This window comes from Burkholderia sp. 28_3, from assembly GCF_003253915.1.
Taxonomy (GTDB): Bacteria; Pseudomonadota; Gammaproteobacteria; order Burkholderiales; family Burkholderiaceae; genus Burkholderia; species Burkholderia cenocepacia.
Genome location: NZ_QKZF01000008.1, coordinates 174,195 through 195,195, shown reverse-complemented (window position 1 = coordinate 195,195; position 21,001 = coordinate 174,195). Strand labels below are relative to the sequence as shown.

Genomic DNA, 21,001 nt, shown 5'->3' with positions numbered 1-21,001 from the left:
GCATGATGAAAGCCATCGTCTATGCAAAGGCCGGCGTACCGATCGACGATCCGACGTCGCTGTATGACGCGGAGCTGCCGGTGCCGACACCTGGCCCGCGCGATCTGCTCGTGCGGATCGACGCGATTGCCGTCAACCCGGTCGATTCGAAGCTGCGGCTCGGCATGCAGCCGAGCGGCCCACGCGTTCTCGGCTGGGACGCGGCGGGAACGGTCGAGGCGGTCGGCGCCGACGTCGAGCTGTTCGCGCCGGGCGACAAGGTCTGGTATGCGGGCGACATCACGCGGCCCGGCAGCTACGCGGAATATGGTCTCGTCGACGAGCGGATTGCGAGCCGCCGCCCGACGACACTGGGCGCTGCCGACGCCGCGGCCCTGCCGTTGACTGCGATTACCGCGTGGGAACTGCTGTTCGACCGGCTGAAGATCGCCGAGCGCGGCGGCGCCGGGCAGAGCGTGCTGGTGATCGGCGCGGGCGGCGGCGTCGGGTCCATTCTCGTGCAACTCGCGCGCCGGCTGACCGAGCTGACGGTGATCGGCACGGCGTCGCGGCCGGCCACGCACGCGTGGGTCGCCGAGCTCGGCGCACACCACGTGATCGATCACGGCCAGCCGTTGCAACCGCAACTGAAGTCACTGGGCATCGACCACGTGGACCACGTGATCAGCCTCACGCATACCGACGCGTACTACGCGCAGATCGTCGACGTACTGACGCCGCAGGGCCAGCTCGCGCTGATCGACGATCCGGACACGCTCGATGCGATGCCGCTCAAACGCAAGGCCATCTCGCTGCATTGGGAATTCATGTTCACGCGCTCGATGTTCCGCACGCCCGACATGGACCGTCAGCACGCGCTGCTCGCGCGCGTGGCGACGCTGATCGACGACGGCGTGCTCAAGAGCACCGTCGGCGAGCACCTCGGCAAGATCGACGCGGCGAACCTGCGACGCGCGCATGCGCTGCTGGAAGGCGGCCGCGCGAAGGGCAAGATCGTGCTCGAAGGCTTCTGAGCGCACACCGCTACCATTCCAACGGAATCACCATGACCACCATCACCACGCGAGACGGCACCCGGATTTTCTACAAGGACTGGGGCGTCGGTCGCCCGGTCGTGTTCTCGCACGGCTGGCCGCTGAACGCCGATGCATGGGACGCACAGATGCTGTTCCTCGTGCAGCACGGCTACCGCGTGATCGCGCACGACAGGCGCGGTCACGGCCGTTCGGGGCAACCGTTCGCCGGCAACGACATGAACACTTATGCAGACGATCTCGCGGCACTCCTCGACACGCTCGACGTGCGCGAGGCCACGCTGGTCGGCCATTCGACGGGCGGCGGCGAGGTCGCGCGTTACATCGGCCGTCACGGGACGAAACGAGTCGCGAAGGCCGTGCTGATCGGCGCCGTGCCGCCGATCATGCTGAAGACCGATGCGTATCCGGGCGGCTTGCCGCTGGACGTGTTCGACGGCATTCGACGCGGCGTGGCCGCCAACCGGTCGCAGTTCTATCGCGATCTCGCGGTGCCGTTCTTCGGCTTCAACCGGCCGGGCGCGACCGTGTCGGCGGGCACCGTCGACGCATTCTGGGCACAGGGGATGACGGGCGGCATCCACGGCCAGTACCAGTGCATCCGCGAATTCTCCGAAGTCGACTACACGGAGGATCTGAAGAAGATCGACGTGCCCACGCTGATCCTGCACGGCGACGACGACCAGATCGTGCCGATCGACAATGCAGGCCGGCTGTCCGCGCAGATCGTCAAGCTCGCGACGCTGAAGGTGTATGCAGGCGCATCGCATGGCATGTGCGTCGTCGATGCCGATCGCGTCAATGCGGATCTGCTCGCCTTTTTGCAGTCGTGACGCGGGAACGCGCGCGACTCGCACACTTCGAGCGGGATGAACGGAACCTGGAGAGCAGCATGGCAGAGGTCAAGCGGATCGAATACCTGTTTCTGGGCGGCGGCAAGGGCGGAAAGTCGCTTGCGATGGAGATGGCCCGGCAAGGCAAGCGTGTCGCGGTGATCGAGCGCGGGATGATCGGCGGCTCGTGCATCAACGTCGCGTGCATCCCGAGCAAGGCACTGATACACCGTGCACGCGCGATGCATGCGTGGCGGGATGCAGCGCAACGGGAAGACGTGACGGCCGATATGGCGGGCGTTTCCGCGTATGTCGCGTCGGTCGTGAACGGGATGGTCGACGTCAATCGCCGCGCATTCGAGCAGTCGGGGCTCGAACTCGTGATCGGGACGGGGCGGTTCGTCGCGCCGCGCACCGTCGCGGTGCGCGGCGCCGACGGGGCCGAAACGATCTACGAGGGCGAGAACGTCTACATCAACACGGGTACGGTCGCGTCGATCCCGGACGTGCCGGGGCTGCGCGATGCGCAGCCGCTCACGCACGTGGAGGCGTTGCGGCTGACGACGCTTCCCGGGCATCTGGTTGTCATCGGCGGCGGTTATATCGGGCTCGAGATGGCGCAGGCGTTTCGGCGGCTCGGCAGCGCGGTTACGCTCGTCAGCGATACGCCGCGCGTCGCGATGCGCGAAGACGAGGACGTCAGCACGGTCATCCAGCAGGCGCTGACCGACGACGGCATTCGCCTCGAACTCGCCGCGCGGCTCGTCGGCGTCGAAGGCAGAAGCGGCGAGCGCGTCACGGTGCGGCTGGCCGACGGCCGTGCGATCGAAGGTTCGCACGTGCTCGTGGCAACCGGGCGCACGCCGCAGACGGCCGGCATCGGGCTCGAGCTCGCCGGCGTCGAGACGAACGAGCGCGGGTTCATCAAGGTCGACCACCGGCTCGCGACGACGGCGGAGCGCACGTGGGCGATCGGCGAAGTCGCGGGCACGCCGATGTTCACGCATGCGTCGTTCGACGACTACCGTGTGCTGAAAGCCGGTATCGAAGGCCGTCCGGCGAACACCGCGGAGCGCGTCATTCCTTATGCACTGTTCATCGACCCGGAACTCGGTCGAATCGGCTTGAACGAAACGGACGCGAATGCCCGACAGATCGACGTCGGGGTCGCGAAGCTGCCGATGGCTTCCGTGCCGCGGGCGCGCACCGACGGCAACACGCGCGGGTTCATGAAGGCGCTCGTGCATCCGGGCACCGGCGCGATTCTCGGGTTCACGATGGTCGGCACGGGCGCCGGCGATGTGACGACCGTGGTCCAGATGGCGATGCTCGGGGGCCTGCCGTACACGGCGGTGCGCGATGCGATCATCGGTCATCCGATTGTTTCGGAAGGACTGAACCTGCTGTTCGCGACGTTGCATTGACCGGGCGGCGGAGGGGGCACGCATTGTGCCCCCGGTTCGTCCGACCGGCGATGATCGAAGTGCCGCCATGTTGCCATGGCGGCCCCGCTCACTGCTCGACGCTTTCCGCTTCCGCCGTCTCCCCGAGGAACCCACCGCTCTGGTGCGCCCACAGCGCGGCGTAAATGCCACCCGCCTGCAGCAACTGCTGGTGCGTGCCTTCCTCGACGATGCGCCCTTCGTCGAGCACGATCAGCCGGTCCATCGCGGCGATCGTCGACAGCCGGTGCGCGATCGCGATCACCGTCTTGCCGCTCATCAGGCTGTCGAGGCTGCGCTGGATCGCGACTTCGACCTCGGAATCGAGCGCGCTGGTCGCTTCGTCGAGCACGAGGATCGGCGCGTCCTTGAGCATCACGCGCGCGATCGCGACGCGTTGCCGCTGGCCGCCCGACAGCTTCACGCCGCGCTCGCCGACCTCGACGTCGTAGCCGCTGCGGCCGTGGCGGTCGCGCAGCCGGTCGATGAACTCGGACGCTTCCGCGCGCACGGCCGCGTCCTGCATCTCGCGCTCGGTCGCGTCGGGGCGGCCGTACAGCAGGTTCTCGCGCATCGTCCGGTGCAGCAGCGACGTATCCTGCGTGACCATCCCGATCGCGCCGCGCAGGCTGTCCTGCGTCACGTGCGCGATGTCCTGCCCGTCGATCCGGATCGCGCCGCCGCCGACGTCGTAGAAACGCAGCAGCAGGTTCACGAGCGTCGACTTGCCGGCGCCCGAGCGGCCGATCAGGCCGATGCGCTCGCCCGGCCGGATCGTCAGGTTCAGCCCGTCGAATACCGCGCGATCGTTGTCCTCGTGCGCGAACTGCACGTTGTCGAACACGATTTCGCCGCGCTGCACCACGAGCGGCTTCGCATCGGGCGCGTCGACCACGCTGCGCACCTTCGTCAGCGTGTTGATGCCGTCCTGGATCGTGCCGACGTTCTCGAACAGCTCGGTCATTTCCCACATGATCCAGTGCGAATAGCTCGACAGGCGCAGCGCCATCGCGATCACGGCCGCGACCACGCCCGCGCTCGCCTCGCCGTGCATCCACAGCACGAGGGCGAGGCCGGCCGAGCCGATCAGCAGCAGCGTCGACAGCAGGTGGTTGACGATCTCGAACGCGCTGACGAGCCGCATCTGCGCGTCGCCGGTCGCCTTGAACGCTTCCATCGCGCGCCGCGCGTGGTCGGCTTCGCGCCGCGTATGCGAGAACAGCTTCACGGTCGTGATGTTCGAATACGCGTCGGTGATGCGGCCCGTCATCAGCGCGCGCGCGTCGGCCTGCCGGCTGCCGACCGCACCGAGACGCGGCACGAAATACGCGCACGCCGCGCCGTAGCCGAGCGCCCACAGCGCGAGCGGAATCATCAGCCGCCAGTCGAAGCTGGCGGCGAGCACGAGGATGCCGATCAGGTAGGCGGTGACGCCGATCACGACGTCGACCGACATGAACAGCGCGTCGCGCACCGCGAGCGCGGTCTGCATGATCTTGGTCGTCACGCGGCCCGCGAACTCGTTCGCATAGAACGACAGGCTCTGGTCGAGCATCAGCCGGTGAAACAGCCAGCGCAACCGCATCGGGAAGTTGATCGCGAGCACCTGGTGCTTGACCATCGTGTGCAGTGCGATCAACAGCGCGCTGCCGGCGAGGATCGCCGCGAAGCCCGCGAGCGCGCCGAAGTGGCGACCGCCGAATTCGGCCGGCGTCGACGATGACAACCAGTCGACCACGTGCCCCATCATCGCGAACAGCGCGGCTTCGTACGCGGCCAGCGCGGCCGACGTCAGCGCGATCAGCAGGAGCCAGCCGCGCGCGCCTTTCGTGCACGCCCAGACGAACGAGAAGAATCCCTTCGGCGGCGTGACGGGATCTTCGAGCGGGAAAGTCGGCAGGCGCCGTTCAAACCACGAATACATTGAAAACCTCTCCTTGATGCGATCGCGCGAGCGGGCGCGACCGATATTGCCTGATGCCTGTTCCATGTGCGGCGGCGCGCGCGGCGCACGCGTTCACTGCGACCGGATCCACGCTTCGATCGGACCGAGCGTGTCCGGCGCGTACGCGTGGCGCCCGAGCGCCATGTACAGCCACGTCTTCCATTTCGGCCAGTCGGACTCGAGCTGATAGTCGAACCAGCGGCCGCGCAGCAACGCATGCGTCGCGCCCGGCACCACGACGACGCGCCGGTCGGGCCGGTTCCCGAAGGCGTGCGCATAGGCATTCGCTTCGTCGGCCGGATCGACGTTGCGGTCCAGTGCGCCCCACACGGCCAGCACCGGCCCTTGCATCGTCGCCAGCGCCTGCGATGCGTCTTCCAGGTAGTTGAGCGCGATGAAACCGAAGCGGCGCGGCTCGATGTCCGGGCGCCGGGCCGGATCGGCCGGCGCGTCCGCCCGGCCGAAGATGGCGTCGTTCTCGCGTCGCTCGGCGGCCAGTGTCGCATCGATTCGATCCGGCTGCAGGCCCGTTGCCGCGAGTTGCTGGCGCGTCAGGTAGGTGCCTTGGCGGCGCCAGTTGACGGCGCCGCCGACGATCACCGAGAACGCGGGCCGCACCGCATTCGCCACGCGCGGAATCACCCAGCTGCCCTGCGAGAAGCCGAGCAGGCCGATCTTGTGCGCGGGGCCGGCCGCGGCGCGCACGCGCGCCATCGCGGCGACCGTTTCGTTCGCGCGGTCCTGCATCGATTGCGCGAGCCAGTCGCCGCTGCTGCGGCCGGTGCCCTGCTTGTCCCACGCGAATACGCCGATGCCGGCGTCGAGCAGGCTGTTGACGAGCGGCAGCATCGCGTCGTCCGCGAAGCGCGTGCGCGGCCCGTCGCCGTGCACGAGCAGCGCGATGGGCGCGTCGGGGGCGTGCGCCGGCAGCGCAAGCGTGCCGACGAGGTGGGCGTCGCCCGCATGGAACGTCAGCGTCGACACGGTCGCGCCCTTCAGCTCGAAGTCGGACAGGCCGCGTAGCGCAAGCGCGCCCGCCGCGACGCAAGCGAACGCGACGAGCGCGATACCGACGATGACGATGCGTTTCATGGGCCCTCTGATTGTTCGTGTGAGCGGATGTCGTGAGCGATGCATGCAAGCGCACGCTGCCTTGACGGTTCCGAGATCTCGCAGAGATAATAGATCGACTAATCAGTCTAATAAATATTTGAGCCATCGTCGAGCACGGAGTTCCCGTTGAGAAAGATCGATCCTGAAAGAGTGGAAGCGAAGCGGCGCCAGATCCTGGATGCCGCGATCGACTGTTTTGCGCGCGACGGCTTCCATGCGACGTCCACGGCCGCGATCTGCAAGGCGGCCGGGATGAGCCCGGGCAACCTGTTTCACTATTTCCCGACCAAGGCGGCGATCATCGAGGCGATCGCGCAGGACGACCAGCGCGAGATGGCCGAGCTGTTCGCGAAGCATGCGGACGCCGACGATGCGCTGGCCGCGATCGAGGAGATCGCACTGACGTTGATGGAACTGTCGAGCGATCCCGTCTATGCGCGCATCTGCGTCGAGACCGCGGCGGAGGCGACGCGCAATCCGGACGTCGCCGCGTTGTTCGCGGCGAACGAGGCGCAGGTGAAGGGGCGCATGGTCGCGCTGATCAAGCGGGGTGTCGCGCAAGGGCGGATCGACGGGAGCCTGAAGCCGGATCTCGTCGCGACCTGGCTACTCGCGCTGGCGGAAGGGGCGGTCGGGCGAGTCGTGTTCGAGCCGGGATTCAAGCCGCGCGCGCATCGCGCGATGCTGCGGACGATCATTCGGCGGATGTTGAAGCCGCAGTGAGCGGAAGGGCGCGGCCCGGACCCGATTTGCGCGGGACACGGCCCACCGGCAGCCATCGACACGCATTCCGCCGGGGCCGTAAAAAAGTGCTTGACTATCTATCTATGAGTAGATAAAGTTCGACCCATGGAAACGAAACCGACCGTCCGCGAACAGATTCTCGACCACGCGATCACGCTGATGATGCAGCGCGGTTACAACGGCTTCAGCTATCGAGACCTGTCCGACCTGGTGGGCGTGAAGACGTCGAGCATCCACTACTACTTCCCGTCGAAGGACGATCTCGTGCTGGAAGCGGTGGCGGCTTATAGCGACGAAGTCCTCGCGGCCATGCGGGCGATCGATCCGGCGTTGCCGGCCGACGTGAAGCTGAGCCTGTACACGAAGATGTTCGGCCGCACGCTCGGCGACGGCCACCTGATCTGCCTGTGCGGGATGCTCGCGGCCGACATCGAGACGTTGCCGGACAACGTGCGGCAGGCCGTGCAGGCGTTCTTCAGCGCCAACGAGCGCTGGCTCGCGGAATTGCTGGCGCAAGGCGCGAAGGAAGGCACGCTGCAGTTCAGCGGCGAGCCCGACACGGCGGCGCGCACGTTGTACGCGGCGTTCCAGGGCAGCGTGCTGGCCAGCCGGCTGTTTCACACGCGGGCGCGTCTCGAGGATGTCGAGGCCGTCTGGAAAACGCGGTCCTGACGGACGGCGCCAGCAGTCAGGCGGCTCGCCGCCTTTTATTGGATCTCGTTATCTATCATGTAGTAGATAGATGGCTGGCGCAGGTGGATCGACCATCTGCATTTTTTTGGGGATATTTGTCTATCTATGAGTAGATAAATAACGCGATGTCGGCGAGAACGCGCCGGCACGCGGTCCCCGGTTCGAAGGCTGTTTCATTCATTTGCTGAAAAAGGAGTCTGTCATGTCGATCGAAAAAGTGCTGTACCGCGCCCATGCAAAAGCCACCGGCGGCCGTGACGGCCGTGCGACGGTGCCCGAAAGCGGTCTGGACCTGAAGCTGACCACGCCGCGCGAACTCGGCGGCGCGGGCGGGGCGGGCGCGAACCCCGAGCAACTGTTCGCCGCCGGCTATAGCGCGTGCTTCATCGGCGCGATGAAGTTCGTCGCGGCGCGCGACAAGATCGCGATCCCCGCGGACGCGGCGATCGAGGGCAGCGTCGGCATCGGCGCGATCCCGAACGGGTTCGGTATCGAAGTCGAACTGAAGATCTCGCTGCCCGGCCTCGATCGCGATATCGCGCAAACGCTGATCGACCGCGCGCACGTCGTCTGCCCGTACTCGAACGCGACGCGCGGCAACATCGACGTCACGCTCACGCTCGTCTGATCGATCGCAGTACCAAACATTCATCGCCATTCGAAGCATCAACCAAGGAGTTGCACCATGAAGATCGTCAAGCCGCTGCTGATCGCCGCCGCCGTTGCAGCCGCGTTGTCCACCGCACCTGCCGCGTTCGCCGCGGGCGCCGACGCCGTCCGTCCCGATACGAAGACGAGCGCGTTCCTCGCCGCGCTGAACGGCCAGAAGGGCCCGGGTCTCGAAACGCTGAGCCCCGCGAAGGCGCGCCAGGTGCTGGTCGACGCGCAAAACGGCGTGAAGGTCGATCTGTCCGGCATCGACGTGTCGAACCGCACGATCGAACAGGACGGCCTGTCGGTGCCGGTCACGATCGTGCGCCCGCAAGGCGTGACGGGTACGCCACCGGTATTCGTGTTCATCCACGGCGGCGGCTGGGTGCTCGGCGATTTCCCGACGCACGAGCGGCTCGTGCGCGATCTCGTCGTGCAGTCGGGCGCCGTCGCGGTGTTCGTGAACTACACGCCGTCGCCGGAAGCGCGTTACCCGGTCGCGATCAACCAGGCGTATGCGGCGACCAAGTGGGTGGCCGCGCACGGCGCGGAGATCGGCGTCGATGGCAGCCGCCTCGCGGTGGTCGGCAACAGCGTCGGCGGGAACATGTCGGCTGTCGTCGCGCTGATGGCGAAGGACAAGGGCGGTCCCGCGATCCGCTTCCAGGGGCTGATGTGGCCGGTCACGGACCACGACTTCAACACCGGTTCGTACAACGCGTATCAGCAGGGCCACTTCCTGACGCGGCCGATGATGAAGTGGTTCTGGGACGCCTATACGAAGAACGAAGCGCAACGCAACGAGATCTATGCGTCGCCGCTGCGCGCGAGCATCGCGCAGTTGAAGGGCCTGCCGCCCGCGCTGATCCAGGTCGCGCAGTTCGACGTGCTGCGTGACGAAGGCGAAGCGTACGGCCGCAAGCTCGACGCGGCCGGCGTGGAGGCGACGACCACGCGCTACGACGGCACGATCCACGATTTCGGCTTGCTGAACGCGCTGGCCGACGATGCGCCGACGAAGGCCGCGACGAAGGCGATGGCCAACGAAATCGCGACGCGGTTGAGGTAACGCGACCGGTGGTCGTTCGAACCTGAACGGCGGGACGGCGGGCATGTGCCCGCCGTTTTTCCGTATGTGGACGTTTCATCGCTGCCCGCAGCGTGTCGCGCGCAACGGTGGAATGGCGATCGCGAAATCGGGCGACCGCGAAGGCCCGCGCCGCCGTCATTATTGGTACGATCGCGCGTATCGTTCACGCCGGCGTCGCACGCCGCCGGCTCACCGGCCGCACGGTCGCGCGGCCACGTTCGGGAGAAGCGGTTCATGTTGCAGGCGTTCGCGGTCTTGCTGATCTTCCAGTGTCTCGGGGAAGGCGCGTCCTATCTGTTCGGCCTGCCGGTGCCGGGCCCGGTGATCGGCATGCTGTTGCTGTTCGGCTTCGTGATGCTGCGCCCGCAGGTGGCCGATGCGATCGAGCCGACCGCGCTCGAGCTGCTGCGTCACCTGTCGCTGCTGTTCGTGCCGGCCGGCGTCGGCATCATGGTGTCGGCCGACCGCGTGCGCGGCGACGCGGTCGCGGTCGTCGTCGCGCTGGCCGGCAGCACCACGCTCGCGATCGCGGTGACGGCGCTCGTCACGCGCGCGCTGCTGCGGCGCCAGCGCCGCGCGGGCGACACCGCGGAGGGCGCGCAATGACGGCCTTCCCGAAGCTCGGCGCGATCTGGGTCTATCTCGCCGCGAGCCCGCTGCTCGGCCTGACGATCACGCTGGTCGCGTATCTGGTCGCGCAGGCCGTCTATGCGCGGGCACGTTTCAATCCGCTGGCGAATCCGGTGCTGATCGCGGTCGCGGTGATCGTCGTGCTGCTGACGCTCACGCATACGCCGTATCCGACGTATTTCGAAGGCGCGCAGTTCGTCCACTTCCTGCTCGGCCCGGCGACCGTCGCGCTCGCGCTGCCGCTGTACCGCCAGTGGTCGAAGCTGCGGCGTACCGCGCTGCCGCTGCTCGTCGGCCTGCTCGCGGGCTCGCTGACCGCGATCGTGTCGGCGGTCGGCATCGCCGCGCTGTTCGGGGCGTCGCACCAGACGATCGCGTCGCTCGCGCCGAAATCGGCGACGACACCGATCGCGATGGCCGTCGCCGCCGAGATCGGCGGCATTCCGTCGCTCACGGCCGTGCTGGTGATCTCCACCGGGATCTTCGGCGCGGTGTGCGCACGCGGGATTCTCAATCTGCTGCGGATCGACGAGCCGGCCGTGCGCGGTTTCGCACTCGGCGTCGCGTCGCACGGCATCGGCACCGCGCGCGCGTTCCAGGTCAGCGAGGAAGCCGGCGCGTTCGCGGGGCTCGGGATGGGGTTGAACGGCGTGCTGACGGCATTCGTCGTGCCGATCCTGCTGCCGGTGCTGTCGCGCTGGATCTGAGGGCGCCGGCCGGCCGCGGGGTATCGGTTTCCCTGATGGCGCGCACGACAGGCCAAAAGGACGGCGCATACGGCGCGCATGTATCGTAGGCGTTATCAGGAGAATTCAGGAATCCGCGGGGACATTTGCGTAGCGATCGGCTAACGTTGCATCGGCGCCGTTTGTCGCAAGCCGTCGCGTGCGCGCCGGTGTCCGACCCACATTCAACAATCGACAAGGAGATCCGGCCATGAAGCAGTCTCGCGTGGTTTCGGTGGCAGTAGCAGTAGCGGCGTCGTTCGGTCTGTCGTTGACCGCCGCGCCGGCGGCCTATGCGCAGGACCCGGCGTCCGCGCCGGCGCAGAAGCAGCTCGACAAGGCGCAGAAGAAAGCGGCGCGCAAGGCGGCCCGCGCGCGGCACGCGTCGGACCTGAAGGCGATCGGCACCGGCAGCGGTTACCGGCTGACCAACGACCAGAGCAACTATCCGCAGAACGCCGTGCAGCAGGCGCCCGCGACGAAGGCGGCGCCGGCCGTGCCGGCTTCGGGCCAGTAACGGCTGAACGCGTTGCACAGGACGAACGGCGCCGGTCGAACCGGCGCCGTTCGTTCATCTGCGAACTGCAGCGCGACGGAAAGGGGGGGCCGCGAGGCCGCCGCGTTACGACGCGAGCTTGTTCGCGAGTTCCGCCACGTGCTTGCCCTGGTAGCGCGCGATGTCGAGCTCGTTCGCGCTCGGCTGGCGGCTGCCGTCCGCGCCGGCGAGCGTGGTCGCGCCGTACGGCGTGCCGCCGGTGATTTCGTTCATGTTGACGAGGCCGCTGCACGCATACGGCACGCCCACGATCACCATCCCGTGATGCAGCAGCGTCGTATGGAACGACGTGATCGTCGTTTCCTGGCCGCCGTGCTGCGTGCCGGTCGACGCGAACACGCTGCCGATCTTGCCGACGAGCGCGCCTTTCATCCACAGGCCGCCGGTCTGGTCGAGGAACGTGCGCATCTGGCCGGCCATGTTGCCGAAGCGGGTCGGCGTGCCGAAGATGATCGCATCGTAGTCGGCGAGTTCGTCCACCGTGGCGACCGGCGCGGCCTGGTCGACCTTCACGCCGATCGCGCGGGCCTGGTCGACGGGGATCGTTTCCGGCACGCGCTTGAGCGTGACCTCGACGCCGGGCACCGATTTCGCGCCCTCCACGATGTGCTGCGCCATCGTTTCGACGTGCCCGTAGGACGAGTAGTAAAGAACGAGAACCTTGGCCATGTTGCGAATCTCCGATTAAAAGGGCCCCGCACTCAGCGGGGCCCGGTTTCCCGAACGGGCGTCACGCCCATTCGGCCGTCACTTCGACCGGACGCAGGTCGAACACCAGCACTTCGGCATCCTTGCCGTCGGCGATCGTCAGCGCCTGTTCGCCGCGGATGCGCGCGCCGTCGCCTTCGCCGAGCGTCACGCCGTTGACCGTCACGCTGCCGCGTGCCACGTGCACGTAAGCAAAACGGCTCGGATCCAGTTCCAGCGTAGTGCTTTCGTCGCCATCGAACAGGCCCGCGTAAATCCGGGTGTCCTGCCGGATCTTCAGCGAACCGGCGTCACCGTTCGGCGATACCACGAGCGCGAGCTTGCCGCGCTTGTCGTCGGCCGCGACATTCGTCTGCTGATAACGCGGCTCGGCACCCTTTTCGGCCGGCCCGACCCAGATCTGCAGGAAGTGGACCGGCGCGTCCGGCGAGTGGTTGAACTCGCTGTGGCGCACGCCCGTGCCCGCGCTCATCAGTTGCACGTCGCCCGGCACGATCACCGAACCGGTGCCCATCGAGTCCTTGTGTTCGAGCGCGCCGTCGAGCACGTACGACAGGATTTCCATGTCGCGGTGCGGGTGCGTGCCGAAGCCGCGGCCCGGAGCGACCCGGTCGTCGTTGATCACGAGCAGGTCGGAGAAGCCGACTTGCTTCGGATCGTAGTAATTCGCGAACGAAAACGTATGACGGGAACTGAGCCAGCCATGCTCCGCACGGCCACGTTGGTTTGCTGCACGGATTTCGATCATGATTTTTTCCTTAAGTCGCCGGACCTCGGAAGTGGGCCCGGCCGTTCGTTGAGATGAATCTTAGGTCAATCGATTTGACAAATAAATCGCCGTGAAGATAATGACTGTCGCTATGGAGTGGACAATATGGAACTCAACGACCTGCGGATCTTCGTCGCGACCGTCGATGCGGGCAGCTTCACGGCGGCGGCCGACCAGCTGATGCTGTCCAAGCAGTTCGTCAGCCGGCGCACGATGGCGCTGGAGGCGTCGCTCGGCGTGCGGCTGCTGCACCGGAATACGCGCAATCTCGCGGTGACCGAATCGGGGCAGGAGTTTTACGTGCGCGCGCAGCGCATCCTCGCGGAGATCGCCGACGCCGAGCAGGCGATGTCGGTACGCAGCACCGAGCTGCATGGTTCGCTGAAGATCAGCGCGCCGCTGTCGTTCGGGATCACGCACGTGTCGCCGCTGATCGCCGAATTCCTGTCCGCGCACCCGGCCGTGCGGCTGAACCTCGATCTGACCGACCGGCGCGTCGACCTGATCGGCGAGGGCTTCGACCTCGTGCTGCGGATCGGCTCGCTCGAGGATTCGACGCTGATCGCGCGTCCGCTGGGTGCATGGCGGATGATCGCGTGCGCGAGCCCCGCGTACCTGAAGCGGCACGGCACGCCGCAGACGCCGGCCGATCTCGCTGGCCACACGTGCGTGCTGTACGGGCGCGAGCGGCGGGTCGGCTGGGAATTCCGCGTCGACGGCGCGGTGCGGACGTTCGACGTGCAGGGGCCGCTCGTCGCGAACAACGGCGAAGTGGTGCGCGATGCGGCGATCGCGGGGCTCGGCATCGCGCTGCTGCCGCACTTCATCGTCGGCGCGGCGCTCGACAGCGGCGCGCTCGTGCCGGTGCTCGACGCCTACGTGCCGCCGCCCATCACGCTCAATGCGGTGTTTCCGCAGCATCGGGAAGGGTTCGTCACGCTGCGCACGTTCATCGGCTTTCTCGCGGAGCGGCTCGCGGAGCCGGCGCCGACGGGGGCGGGCGGGGCAGGCCGGGCACGGTAGCGGGCCGCGTTGCGGTGAATAGGGTGGTTAATCGCCGCAAAATATGCGGAGATTGTTGAGTCGTGCGGTGAATGCGCGGATAATCTCCGCATGATGAGCGGAGATTACACCTTTATCTGGGAATCGGCCGACTGGCCGGCATGGCGCTTCGACCTCGCGGCCCTCGCCACGCCGCTCGCCGACGTCAGCCGTGCGCAAGGCATGCTGGCCGGGCGACTGGCGGATATCGGCCTGGCGCTGCGCGACGAAGCGAGCCTCGCCGCGCTGACGGATGACGTCGTCAAGACCAGCGCGATCGAGGGCGAGAACCTGAATGTCGCCTCGGTCCGGTCGTCGATCGCGCGCCGGCTCGGCGTCGACATCGGCGCGCTGGCGCCGGTCGATCGGCACGTCGAAGGCGTCGTCGACATGGTGCTGGATGCGACGACCCATTCGGCCGCGCCGGTCACCGAGGCGCGGCTGTTCGGATGGCATGCCGCGCTGTTCCCGACCGGCTATTCGGGGCTGTCGCGGATCACGGTCGGCGGCTGGCGCTCGGACGCGAGCGGGCCGATGCAGGTGGTTTCCGGGCCGATCGGCCGGCAGCGCGTGCATTTCGAGGCGCCGCCGGCCGCGCGGTTGACGTACGAGATCGGGCGCTTTCTCGCGTGGCTCAATGCGCCGCCGGCCGAGCCGTTGCTGATCCGGGCCGGGCTCGCCCATCTGTGGTTCGTCACGCTTCACCCGTTCGACGACGGCAACGGTCGTATCGCGCGTGCGCTCGGCGATCTGGTCCTGGCGCGCGCCGATCGGAGTCCGCAGCGTTTCTACAGCCTGTCCGCGCAGATCCAGCGCGAGCGCAATGCGTATTACGACGTGCTGGAGCGTACCCAGCGCGGCTCGCTCGACGTCACCGAGTGGCTCGCGTGGTTTCTGAATACGCTGGGCCGGGCCATCGATCACGCGCACACGACGCTCGACGCGGTGCTGATCAAGGCGCGTTTCTGGCAGCGATACGCCGGCGTCGCGATGAACGAACGCCAGATCAAGGTCATGAATCGCCTGCTCGACGGCTTCGAAGGGAAGCTGACGACCACCAAGTGGGCCGCCCTCGCGAAATGTTCGCAAGACACGGCGCTGCGCGACATCACGGAGCTCGTCGAGCGCGGCATGCTGCGTCGATCGTCGTCCGGCGGCCGGAGCACGAGCTACGAACGGGTGCCGTTCGACGGCTGACGTCGTCGCGGCGGCTCGCAACGGCCGAGGTGGCCTGCCGTGGCGGTGTGCCGCCGATCGCTCCCGCGCCGCGCCGGCGGCCTGTCACTGGCCCAAGCGATTGCCCGCGTCTGGCACTATCGCCCGCCTTTTTGTCTTCGAATACTGGGTTCGCCGCCGGATGTCGCGCAGGCGCCGCCTGCCGCGTCCGCGCACCGGCTTTCCGTACGAACCCGCATTCGAGGAGACACGCATGCTCAGGTATCTGATCGGCATCGGTATTCCGTATCTCGGCGTGATGGGCGTGCTGCCGTGGGTGGCCGCGCAGGATCGCTACGTGCTGGGCGTGCCGTTCATCTTCATGTGGATCTTCGCGTGGTTCGTGCTGACGTCCGGCTGCCTGTTCGCATGCTGGATGCTGTTCGACCGCCGCGCGGGCGGCGCAGCGTAGCGCTCGTCGTGTCGCGGTCCGCCGGCCGCTCCCCGCGCTTTCCGGCGAACCCCGTGCTTTCCGTCCTTTCGCAGAGGTGCGCATGTCAACGGTCGTCTTCGCCGCGCTGATCGCGCTGTCGCTCTATCTCGCCGTTCGATCCGGCCGCGGCCGCGGCCAGCAGAGCGTGCATGACTTCTTCGTCGCGTCGCGCCAGTTCGGCACGGCGCTCGTGTTCTTCCTGACCGCCGGCGAGATCTACAGCATCGGCACGATGGTCGGCTTCCCCGGCGGCATCTACGCGAAAGGCCCGACCTACGGCGTGTGGTTCCTCGGCTACATCCTGCTGGCCTACCCGATCGGGTATTTCGTCGGCCCGAAGATCTGGGAGGCCGGCAAGCGCCACAACGCGATCACGCTGCCCGATCTGTTCAAGGGCCACTATCGCAGCCGCGGGCTCGAACTCGTGGTTGCGTGCGCATCGATCCTGTTCCTGATTCCGTGGGGGCAACTGCAGTTCACGGGGCTCGTCGCGGCGCTCAAGGGGCTCGGCTGGCACGTCGAGCCGCTGTACCTGATCCTCGTGTGCGCGGCGCTGGCTTTCACGTACATCGCGATTTCCGGCGTGCGCGCGTCGGCCTATATCGCGATCCTGAAGGACATCCTGATGCTGCTCGCGATCGTCGTGACGGGCATCGCCGTCGCGTGGCAGGTCGGCGGCGTGCATCCGGTGTTCGACGCCGCGAGCCGGCAGGTCAGCAACACGATGAGCGGCTCGCAGTTGCGCTTCTCGATGAGCACGATGCTGTTCCAGTCGCTCGGTTTCTACCTGATGCCGTTCGCCGCGCAGAATTTCTTCACCGCGCGCGGGCCGAACGCGATCCGGCGCACGCAGGTCGTGATGCCGCTGTACATGCTGATGTATCCGTTCCTCGTGATCGCGTCGTACTACGCGATCACCGCGAACCTGACGCTCGCGTCGCCGAACGACGCGTTCTTCGCGGCCGTCACGCACCTGTTGCCCGGCTGGCTGATCGGCCTCGTCGCGGCCGGCGCCGCGCTGTCGGGATTGCTGGTGCTGGCCGGCATCTGCCTCGCGATCGGGCCGATCGTCACGCGAAACCTGATGCCGAACCTGCCCGAGTCGCGCCAGAAGCGCGCGGCGAAATACGTGATCGTCGGCTACCTGCTGCTGTCGATCGCGACCACGCTGCTCACGCCGAACCTGATGCTCACGCTGATCAACACCACGTACTACGGCGTCACGCAGTTCCTGCCGGGCGTGCTGATCCTGCTCGCGCGGCGCCAGGTGCGGCCGGTCGCGGTGGGCGCCGGGATGATCTGCGGCCAGGTGCTCGCGATGGTGTTCTACGTGTTCCATGTCGATTTCGGCGGCATCAACCTCGGGCTCGTGTGTCTCGTCGTCAACGTGCTCGTCGTCGTGGCCGTGCATGCGATGCTGCATGGCCGCCCCGTCAAGCAATACGCCGTATCCTGACGCAAAGGAGAAACGCGCCCCATGCACGCATCCGCAACTTCGGCCGCGCCCGTGACGATCTTCACGGCGCGCCGCATCCTGACGATGAACCCGGCGCAACCGTCGGCCACGCACGTCGCCGTGCGCGACGGTCGCATTCTCGCGGTCGGCGACGCCGCCGACGCGGCTGCATGGCCCACGCGCTTCGGCGCCTGCGCGGCGGACGACACGCTGCGCGACAAGGTGCTGATGCCGGGGCTCGTCGAAGGGCACTGTCATTTGATGGAAGGCGCGATGTGGGACGCCGTGTACGTCGGCTACTACGACCGGCGCGGCCCCGACGGCACGCTGTGGCCGGGCCTGCGCTCGCTCGACGCGGTGCTCGACCGGCTCATGGAAGCCGAACGCGCGATCACCGACGACGGTCCGCTGCTCGCATGGGGTTTCGATCCGATCTTCTTCGGTACCGCGCGGCTGACGGTGCGCGAACTCGATCGCGTGTCGGCGGCACGGCCGATCGCGATCCTGCATGCGAGCGTGCACCTGATGAACGTGAACGGCGCGATGCTCGCGCGTGCGGGCATCGACGAGGATACCGACATCGATGGCGTGTCGCGCGACGCCGACGGTCGCCCGACCGGCGAGCTGCAGGAGTTTGCGGCGATGCTACCGGTGTATCAGACGATCGGCGGCAAGCTCGCGATTTCCGCGAGCGAGAAGCCGCACGCGGTCTGGAATTTCGGGCGCGTCGCGCAGCTCGCGGGCGTGACGACGGCCACGGATCTCGTCAACGACCTGTCGCCCGACGGCAATCGCACGCTGCACGAGGTGACCGCCGATCCCGACTACCCGGTGCGGATCGTGCCGGCGTTCGCGCCGCAGCGCAATCCGGCGCGCTCCGTCGACAGCGTGCTCGCGGAGATCGAACGCAACACCGACAAGCTGCATGTCGGGCCGGTGAAGTTCATCGTCGACGGCTCGATCCAGGGCTTCACCGCGCGCGTGCGCTGGCCCGGCTACGCGGGCGGGCAACCGAACGGGCTGTGGCTGATCCCGCCCGCGCAGCTCGTCGACGTGTTCGAGCCGTTTCATCGCGCCGGGCTGCAACTGCACGTGCACACCAACGGCGACGAGGCGACCGACGTCGTGCTCGATGCGATGACGACGCTGCTCGCCCGCCATCCGCGCCCCGACCATCGCCATACGCTGCAGCATTGCCAGATGGCGGACGCCGCGCAGCTCAAGCGCGTGCGCGCACTCGGGATGTGCGTGAACTTCTTCGCGAATCACCTGTACTACTGGGGCGACGCGCACTACAGCCAGACCATCGGCCCGGATCGCGCGAACCGGATGGACGCGGCCGGCTCCGCGCGGCGGCTCGGCATTCCGTTCGCGCTGCACTCGGATGCGCCGATCACGCCGCTGAACCCGCTGTTCACCGCGTGGTGCGCGGTGCAGCGCGAGACGGCGTCCGGGCGCGTGCTCGGCGAAGGCGAACGGCTGTCGGTGGGCGACGCGCTGCATGCGATCACGCTCGGCGCGGCCTATACGTTGCGGATGGATCATCTCGTCGGCAGCATCGAGGTCGGCAAGTTCGCGGATTTCGCGGTGCTCGACGACGATCCGTCGGTGTGCGCGCCCGCCCGCCTCAAGGAACTCGCGGTGTGGGGCACCGTGCTCGGCGGACGCGTGTTCCGGTCGCCGCGATGAGTGCGCACGCCGATGCAGCCGGGGTGACTGCACGTACGCCGATCGACCTCGCGGTGATCGGCGGTTATCTCGGCGCGGGCAAGACGACGGTCGTCAACGCGATCCTGCAGGCGCCGCACGGCCGGCGCATCGCGGTGCTCGTCAACGATTTCGGTGCGGTGAACATCGACGCGCGTCTCGTGCGAGCCCGCGGCGACGACGTGATCGAACTCGACAACGGCTGCATCTGCTGCACGATCGGCGGCGCGCTCGTCGATGCGCTGACGCGCGTCGCGACGCGCGACGTGCAGCCCGACCTGCTGCTCGTCGAAGCGAGCGGCGTGGCGGATCCCGCGAAGATCGCACAGATCGGACTGCTGAACGGTGCGTTCCGGCTGACGTCGGTGCTCGTCGTCGCCGACGCGCTCGCGTGGCGCGACACGCTGGCCGACCCGCTGGTCGGCGCGATGGCGCAGCGCCAGCTCGACGGCGCGGGCGCGATCATCGTGACCAAGCTCGATCTCGTGGCGCCCGAGCGGCGCGATGCGGTGCTCGACGACGTGCGCGCCCATGCGTCGACCGACATCGTCGTTGCGGCACGACATGGCGAGATTCCGCTCGCGTTGCTGTTCGATGGGGCCGTGCCGGATCGTCGCGCGACGACCGACCTCGCGCGTTCGCACCGGGCGATCGGGCATCACGCGATGCCGGCGTTCGCGAGTCTCACCGTCACCGTGCGGGCCGTGCTCGACAAGGCGCGGCTGCGCGCATGGCTGAAGGCGTTGCCACGCACGATCCTGCGCGCGAAGGGCATCGTGCGCGTGGCCGATGCAGACGGGGCGATCGCCACGCGCGCGTGTCAGGTCGCCGCGCGGCGCATCCGGTTTTCGTCGCTGGAAGACGAAGGCTTGACCGCACGCGACGGCGACGGCGTGATGGTGTTCATCGGGTTCATCGACCCCGCGACGGAAGCGGCGTTGCGCGACGGCATCGCGCACTGCGGCGTGGCTGACGAAGCGGTTGCGACGGCATCGAACGTCGATTGATCGGCGTCGCGCATTCGGGTTACGCTTCGGCGGGGCGGCCGCATGCGCTGCATGCCGGGCCGGGTGTTTTTACCTCGAATGTCGCGCACCGGTAGCTTCTACGGGCGCGCGACCCAGCGACGATCAAGCCGATGACCATCCACAACCGATCGAATGTGCGCGGGCAAGTCGCGATTCCCGCATGTGAAACGCAGCGTCCGCACTGGCCATCCGTCGCGGCGGCCGCACTGCTGATGCTGCTGCCGGTCGCCGCGCATGCGGCCGGCTTCGACTGCGCGAAGGCCGCGTCGCCCACCGAGAAGACGATCTGCGCGAACCCCGCGCTGTCGAAGCTCGACGGCGAGCTGTCGACGGCGTGGAAGCGGGCGCTCGCGCAGGGCGGCGATACGGCCGCGCTGAAGCAGGCGCAATTGAAGTGGCTCAAGCAGCGCGACCAGTGCGGCGGTGATGCGTCGTGCCTGCGCGACCGTTATCGCGAACGGCTTGCGAGCCTGAACGGCACGCCGCTCGCGGCCGATCGCTGGCAGCAGACGTGGTATCTCGACAGCGACAACCCATCGTTCGGCGGTGTGCTGACGTTCACCGGCACGGCGCCGCGCCTGCATTTCGCGTTGAGCGCCAACAACGGCGCGCACGATGGCGGGCTCGACGGCGACATCGTGCTGCACGGCGACAGCGGCACCTATCGCCGGGACAAGTGCCGGCTCGATTTCGACCGGAAGGGCGGACGCATCCGCGTCGCGCAGCAGGGTGCCGATATCGATTGCGGCGCAGGCATGGGCGTCATGTACGCAGGCGACTACGTGACCGCTGCGCAGTCGCAGTCAAAGCCGCCCGCCGACCTGCTGAGCCTCAAGGTCGTCGCCGACGCACAGCAGAACGCGACCGCGCACAAGCTGCTCGGCGCCGACTATCAGACGCTCGTCGACGTGGTCAATCTCAGCGCGGACGAAAAGGATCTCGACGGCCTCAACGCACAGGTGACGTCGTACTGGGTGCGCGGCATCGCGACGACGAACGCGGCGATCGTGATGCGCCGCGGCACCGATCTGTGGATCGGGCTGCTGGTGTTCGATGCGAAGAATAACGTCCGGATGCGTTATTACTCGAACGTGCCGGCGTGGAAAAAAACCGTGCCGAAGACGATCAACGCGTGGCACGACCGTCTCGACAAGACACTGCCGATCGACGTGATGCGGTAAGCACGCG

The 21,001-nt window shown here is 67.5% G+C and carries 21 protein-coding genes; 17 read left to right on the top strand and 4 right to left on the bottom strand.

All coding sequences use genetic code 11. The features are described from left to right. Positions 1-5: 5 nt before the first annotated feature. From DFS13_RS19330 to DFS13_RS19320, 3 genes are read left to right on the top strand one after another with little or no spacing between them, the layout of a single operon-like run. A complete protein-coding gene (locus DFS13_RS19330; RefSeq protein ID WP_034204090.1) occupies positions 6-1,013 on the top strand; it encodes a zinc-binding alcohol dehydrogenase family protein in 1,008 nt (335 codons plus the stop codon). Between the two features lie 32 nt (positions 1,014-1,045). Beyond that, the gene (locus DFS13_RS19325) at positions 1,046-1,867 is read left to right on the top strand and encodes an alpha/beta fold hydrolase (protein ID WP_006497894.1); all 822 of its coding nucleotides are present in this window, start codon (positions 1,046-1,048) and stop codon (positions 1,865-1,867) included. A 59-nt stretch (positions 1,868-1,926) separates the two neighbouring features. After that, the gene (locus tag DFS13_RS19320) at positions 1,927-3,291 is read left to right on the top strand and encodes an FAD-dependent oxidoreductase (protein WP_006497895.1); all 1,365 of its coding nucleotides are present in this window, start codon (positions 1,927-1,929) and stop codon (positions 3,289-3,291) included. 88 nt (positions 3,292-3,379) lie between these two features. On the opposite strand, the gene DFS13_RS19315 is transcribed toward DFS13_RS19320, so the two are convergent. Together DFS13_RS19315 and DFS13_RS19310 are read right to left on the bottom strand one after the other, a co-directional pair. Continuing rightward, positions 3,380-5,233 carry an ABC transporter ATP-binding protein gene (locus DFS13_RS19315; protein ID WP_006490970.1) on the bottom strand — a complete coding sequence of 618 codons (1,854 nt, stop codon included), beginning with the start codon at positions 5,231-5,233 and terminating at the stop codon, positions 3,380-3,382. Between the two features lie 93 nt (positions 5,234-5,326). Further along, a complete protein-coding gene (locus tag DFS13_RS19310) occupies positions 5,327-6,346 on the bottom strand; it encodes a S9 family peptidase (protein WP_109343034.1) in 1,020 nt (339 codons plus the stop codon). 147 nt (positions 6,347-6,493) lie between these two features. Here DFS13_RS19310 and DFS13_RS19305 point away from each other — a divergent pair, with 147 nt between their 5' ends. The 7 genes from DFS13_RS19305 (at position 6,494) to DFS13_RS19275 (ending at position 11,417) form a co-directional block, all read left to right on the top strand. Beyond that, positions 6,494-7,090, top strand: coding sequence for a TetR/AcrR family transcriptional regulator (locus DFS13_RS19305; RefSeq protein ID WP_006490952.1), 597 nt, complete (start codon positions 6,494-6,496; stop codon positions 7,088-7,090). Positions 7,091-7,216: 126 nt separating this feature from the next. Next, positions 7,217-7,783 (top strand): TetR/AcrR family transcriptional regulator, encoded by a 567-nt coding sequence (locus DFS13_RS19300; RefSeq protein ID WP_006490955.1) that lies wholly within the window; start codon positions 7,217-7,219, stop codon positions 7,781-7,783. A 223-nt stretch (positions 7,784-8,006) separates the two neighbouring features. Next, the gene (locus DFS13_RS19295) at positions 8,007-8,432 is read left to right on the top strand and encodes an organic hydroperoxide resistance protein (RefSeq protein ID WP_006481042.1); all 426 of its coding nucleotides are present in this window, start codon (positions 8,007-8,009) and stop codon (positions 8,430-8,432) included. Between the two features lie 57 nt (positions 8,433-8,489). Next, positions 8,490-9,524: an alpha/beta hydrolase gene (locus DFS13_RS19290; RefSeq protein WP_111442000.1), complete on the top strand. Its 1,035-nt coding sequence runs from the start codon at positions 8,490-8,492 to the stop codon at positions 9,522-9,524. A gap of 255 nt (positions 9,525-9,779) precedes the next feature. After that, a complete protein-coding gene (locus DFS13_RS19285; RefSeq protein WP_111441999.1) occupies positions 9,780-10,151 on the top strand; it encodes a CidA/LrgA family protein in 372 nt (123 codons plus the stop codon). Further along, positions 10,148-10,882, top strand: coding sequence for an LrgB family protein (locus DFS13_RS19280; protein WP_069352145.1), 735 nt, complete (start codon positions 10,148-10,150; stop codon positions 10,880-10,882). Before DFS13_RS19285 ends, DFS13_RS19280 begins: the two co-directional genes overlap by 4 nt. Before the next feature lie 229 nt (positions 10,883-11,111). After that, positions 11,112-11,417, top strand: coding sequence for a hypothetical protein (locus DFS13_RS19275; protein WP_048988500.1), 306 nt, complete (start codon positions 11,112-11,114; stop codon positions 11,415-11,417). 105 nt (positions 11,418-11,522) lie between these two features. On the opposite strand, the gene wrbA is transcribed toward DFS13_RS19275, so the two are convergent. After that, on the bottom strand, positions 11,523-12,125 hold the full coding sequence (wrbA, locus tag DFS13_RS19270) for an NAD(P)H:quinone oxidoreductase (RefSeq protein ID WP_006490964.1): 603 nt from the start codon (positions 12,123-12,125) through the stop codon (positions 11,523-11,525). A 61-nt stretch (positions 12,126-12,186) separates the two neighbouring features. Beyond that, positions 12,187-12,912, bottom strand: coding sequence for a pirin family protein (locus DFS13_RS19265; protein WP_006490939.1), 726 nt, complete (start codon positions 12,910-12,912; stop codon positions 12,187-12,189). Positions 12,913-13,038: 126 nt separating this feature from the next. On the opposite strand from DFS13_RS19265, the gene DFS13_RS19260 reads away from it, so the two are divergent. The 7 genes from DFS13_RS19260 (at position 13,039) to DFS13_RS19230 (ending at position 20,994) form a co-directional block, all read left to right on the top strand. After that, positions 13,039-13,956 carry a LysR family transcriptional regulator gene (locus DFS13_RS19260; RefSeq protein WP_080331718.1) on the top strand — a complete coding sequence of 306 codons (918 nt, stop codon included), beginning with the start codon at positions 13,039-13,041 and terminating at the stop codon, positions 13,954-13,956. 90 nt (positions 13,957-14,046) lie between these two features. Then, entirely contained in the window at positions 14,047-15,171 is a 1,125-nt protein-coding gene (locus DFS13_RS19255; protein WP_043205861.1) for a Fic family protein, read from the top strand. 232 nt (positions 15,172-15,403) lie between these two features. Then, the gene (locus DFS13_RS19250; protein ID WP_006490947.1) at positions 15,404-15,601 is read left to right on the top strand and encodes a DUF3311 domain-containing protein; all 198 of its coding nucleotides are present in this window, start codon (positions 15,404-15,406) and stop codon (positions 15,599-15,601) included. Between the two features lie 82 nt (positions 15,602-15,683). Further along, positions 15,684-17,078, top strand: a complete 1,395-nt coding sequence (locus DFS13_RS19245; RefSeq protein WP_006490932.1) for a sodium:solute symporter — start codon at positions 15,684-15,686, stop codon at positions 17,076-17,078. Positions 17,079-17,099: 21 nt separating this feature from the next. After that, positions 17,100-18,767: an amidohydrolase gene (locus DFS13_RS19240; protein WP_111441998.1), complete on the top strand. Its 1,668-nt coding sequence runs from the start codon at positions 17,100-17,102 to the stop codon at positions 18,765-18,767. Continuing rightward, positions 18,764-19,792 (top strand): GTP-binding protein, encoded by a 1,029-nt coding sequence (locus tag DFS13_RS19235; protein ID WP_111442034.1) that lies wholly within the window; start codon positions 18,764-18,766, stop codon positions 19,790-19,792. The genes DFS13_RS19240 and DFS13_RS19235 overlap by 4 nt, the downstream gene beginning before the upstream one ends. A 131-nt stretch (positions 19,793-19,923) precedes the next feature. Next, complete coding sequence (locus tag DFS13_RS19230) at positions 19,924-20,994, top strand: lysozyme inhibitor LprI family protein (protein WP_181461623.1); 1,071 nt, start codon at positions 19,924-19,926, stop codon at positions 20,992-20,994. The last annotated feature ends 7 nt before the right edge of the window (positions 20,995-21,001 follow it).

What these genes read in the sequence shown, in the direction of transcription:
- DFS13_RS19300 (WP_006490955.1), top strand. Translation starts at nt 7,217, where the DNA reads ATGGAAACGAAACCGACCGTCCGCGAACAGATTCTCGACCACGCGATC.
- DFS13_RS19295 (WP_006481042.1), top strand. Translation starts at nt 8,007, where the DNA reads ATGTCGATCGAAAAAGTGCTGTACCGCGCCCATGCAAAAGCCACCGGC.
- DFS13_RS19310 (WP_109343034.1), bottom strand. Translation starts at nt 6,346, where the DNA reads ATGAAACGCATCGTCATCGTCGGTATCGCGCTCGTCGCGTTCGCTTGC.
- DFS13_RS19285 (WP_111441999.1), top strand. Translation starts at nt 9,780, where the DNA reads ATGTTGCAGGCGTTCGCGGTCTTGCTGATCTTCCAGTGTCTCGGGGAA.
- DFS13_RS19230 (WP_181461623.1), top strand. Translation starts at nt 19,924, where the DNA reads ATGACCATCCACAACCGATCGAATGTGCGCGGGCAAGTCGCGATTCCC.
- DFS13_RS19275 (WP_048988500.1), top strand. Translation starts at nt 11,112, where the DNA reads ATGAAGCAGTCTCGCGTGGTTTCGGTGGCAGTAGCAGTAGCGGCGTCG.
- DFS13_RS19325 (WP_006497894.1), top strand. Translation starts at nt 1,046, where the DNA reads ATGACCACCATCACCACGCGAGACGGCACCCGGATTTTCTACAAGGAC.
- DFS13_RS19280 (WP_069352145.1), top strand. Translation starts at nt 10,148, where the DNA reads ATGACGGCCTTCCCGAAGCTCGGCGCGATCTGGGTCTATCTCGCCGCG.
- DFS13_RS19235 (WP_111442034.1), top strand. Translation starts at nt 18,764, where the DNA reads ATGAGTGCGCACGCCGATGCAGCCGGGGTGACTGCACGTACGCCGATC.
- DFS13_RS19320 (WP_006497895.1), top strand. Translation starts at nt 1,927, where the DNA reads ATGGCAGAGGTCAAGCGGATCGAATACCTGTTTCTGGGCGGCGGCAAG.
- DFS13_RS19250 (WP_006490947.1), top strand. Translation starts at nt 15,404, where the DNA reads ATGCTCAGGTATCTGATCGGCATCGGTATTCCGTATCTCGGCGTGATG.
- DFS13_RS19265 (WP_006490939.1), bottom strand. Translation starts at nt 12,912, where the DNA reads ATGATCGAAATCCGTGCAGCAAACCAACGTGGCCGTGCGGAGCATGGC.
- wrbA (WP_006490964.1), bottom strand. Translation starts at nt 12,125, where the DNA reads ATGGCCAAGGTTCTCGTTCTTTACTACTCGTCCTACGGGCACGTCGAA.
- DFS13_RS19255 (WP_043205861.1), top strand. Translation starts at nt 14,047, where the DNA reads ATGATGAGCGGAGATTACACCTTTATCTGGGAATCGGCCGACTGGCCG.
- DFS13_RS19245 (WP_006490932.1), top strand. Translation starts at nt 15,684, where the DNA reads ATGTCAACGGTCGTCTTCGCCGCGCTGATCGCGCTGTCGCTCTATCTC.
- DFS13_RS19260 (WP_080331718.1), top strand. Translation starts at nt 13,039, where the DNA reads ATGGAACTCAACGACCTGCGGATCTTCGTCGCGACCGTCGATGCGGGC.
- DFS13_RS19330 (WP_034204090.1), top strand. Translation starts at nt 6, where the DNA reads ATGAAAGCCATCGTCTATGCAAAGGCCGGCGTACCGATCGACGATCCG.
- DFS13_RS19290 (WP_111442000.1), top strand. Translation starts at nt 8,490, where the DNA reads ATGAAGATCGTCAAGCCGCTGCTGATCGCCGCCGCCGTTGCAGCCGCG.
- DFS13_RS19315 (WP_006490970.1), bottom strand. Translation starts at nt 5,233, where the DNA reads ATGTATTCGTGGTTTGAACGGCGCCTGCCGACTTTCCCGCTCGAAGAT.
- DFS13_RS19240 (WP_111441998.1), top strand. Translation starts at nt 17,100, where the DNA reads ATGCACGCATCCGCAACTTCGGCCGCGCCCGTGACGATCTTCACGGCG.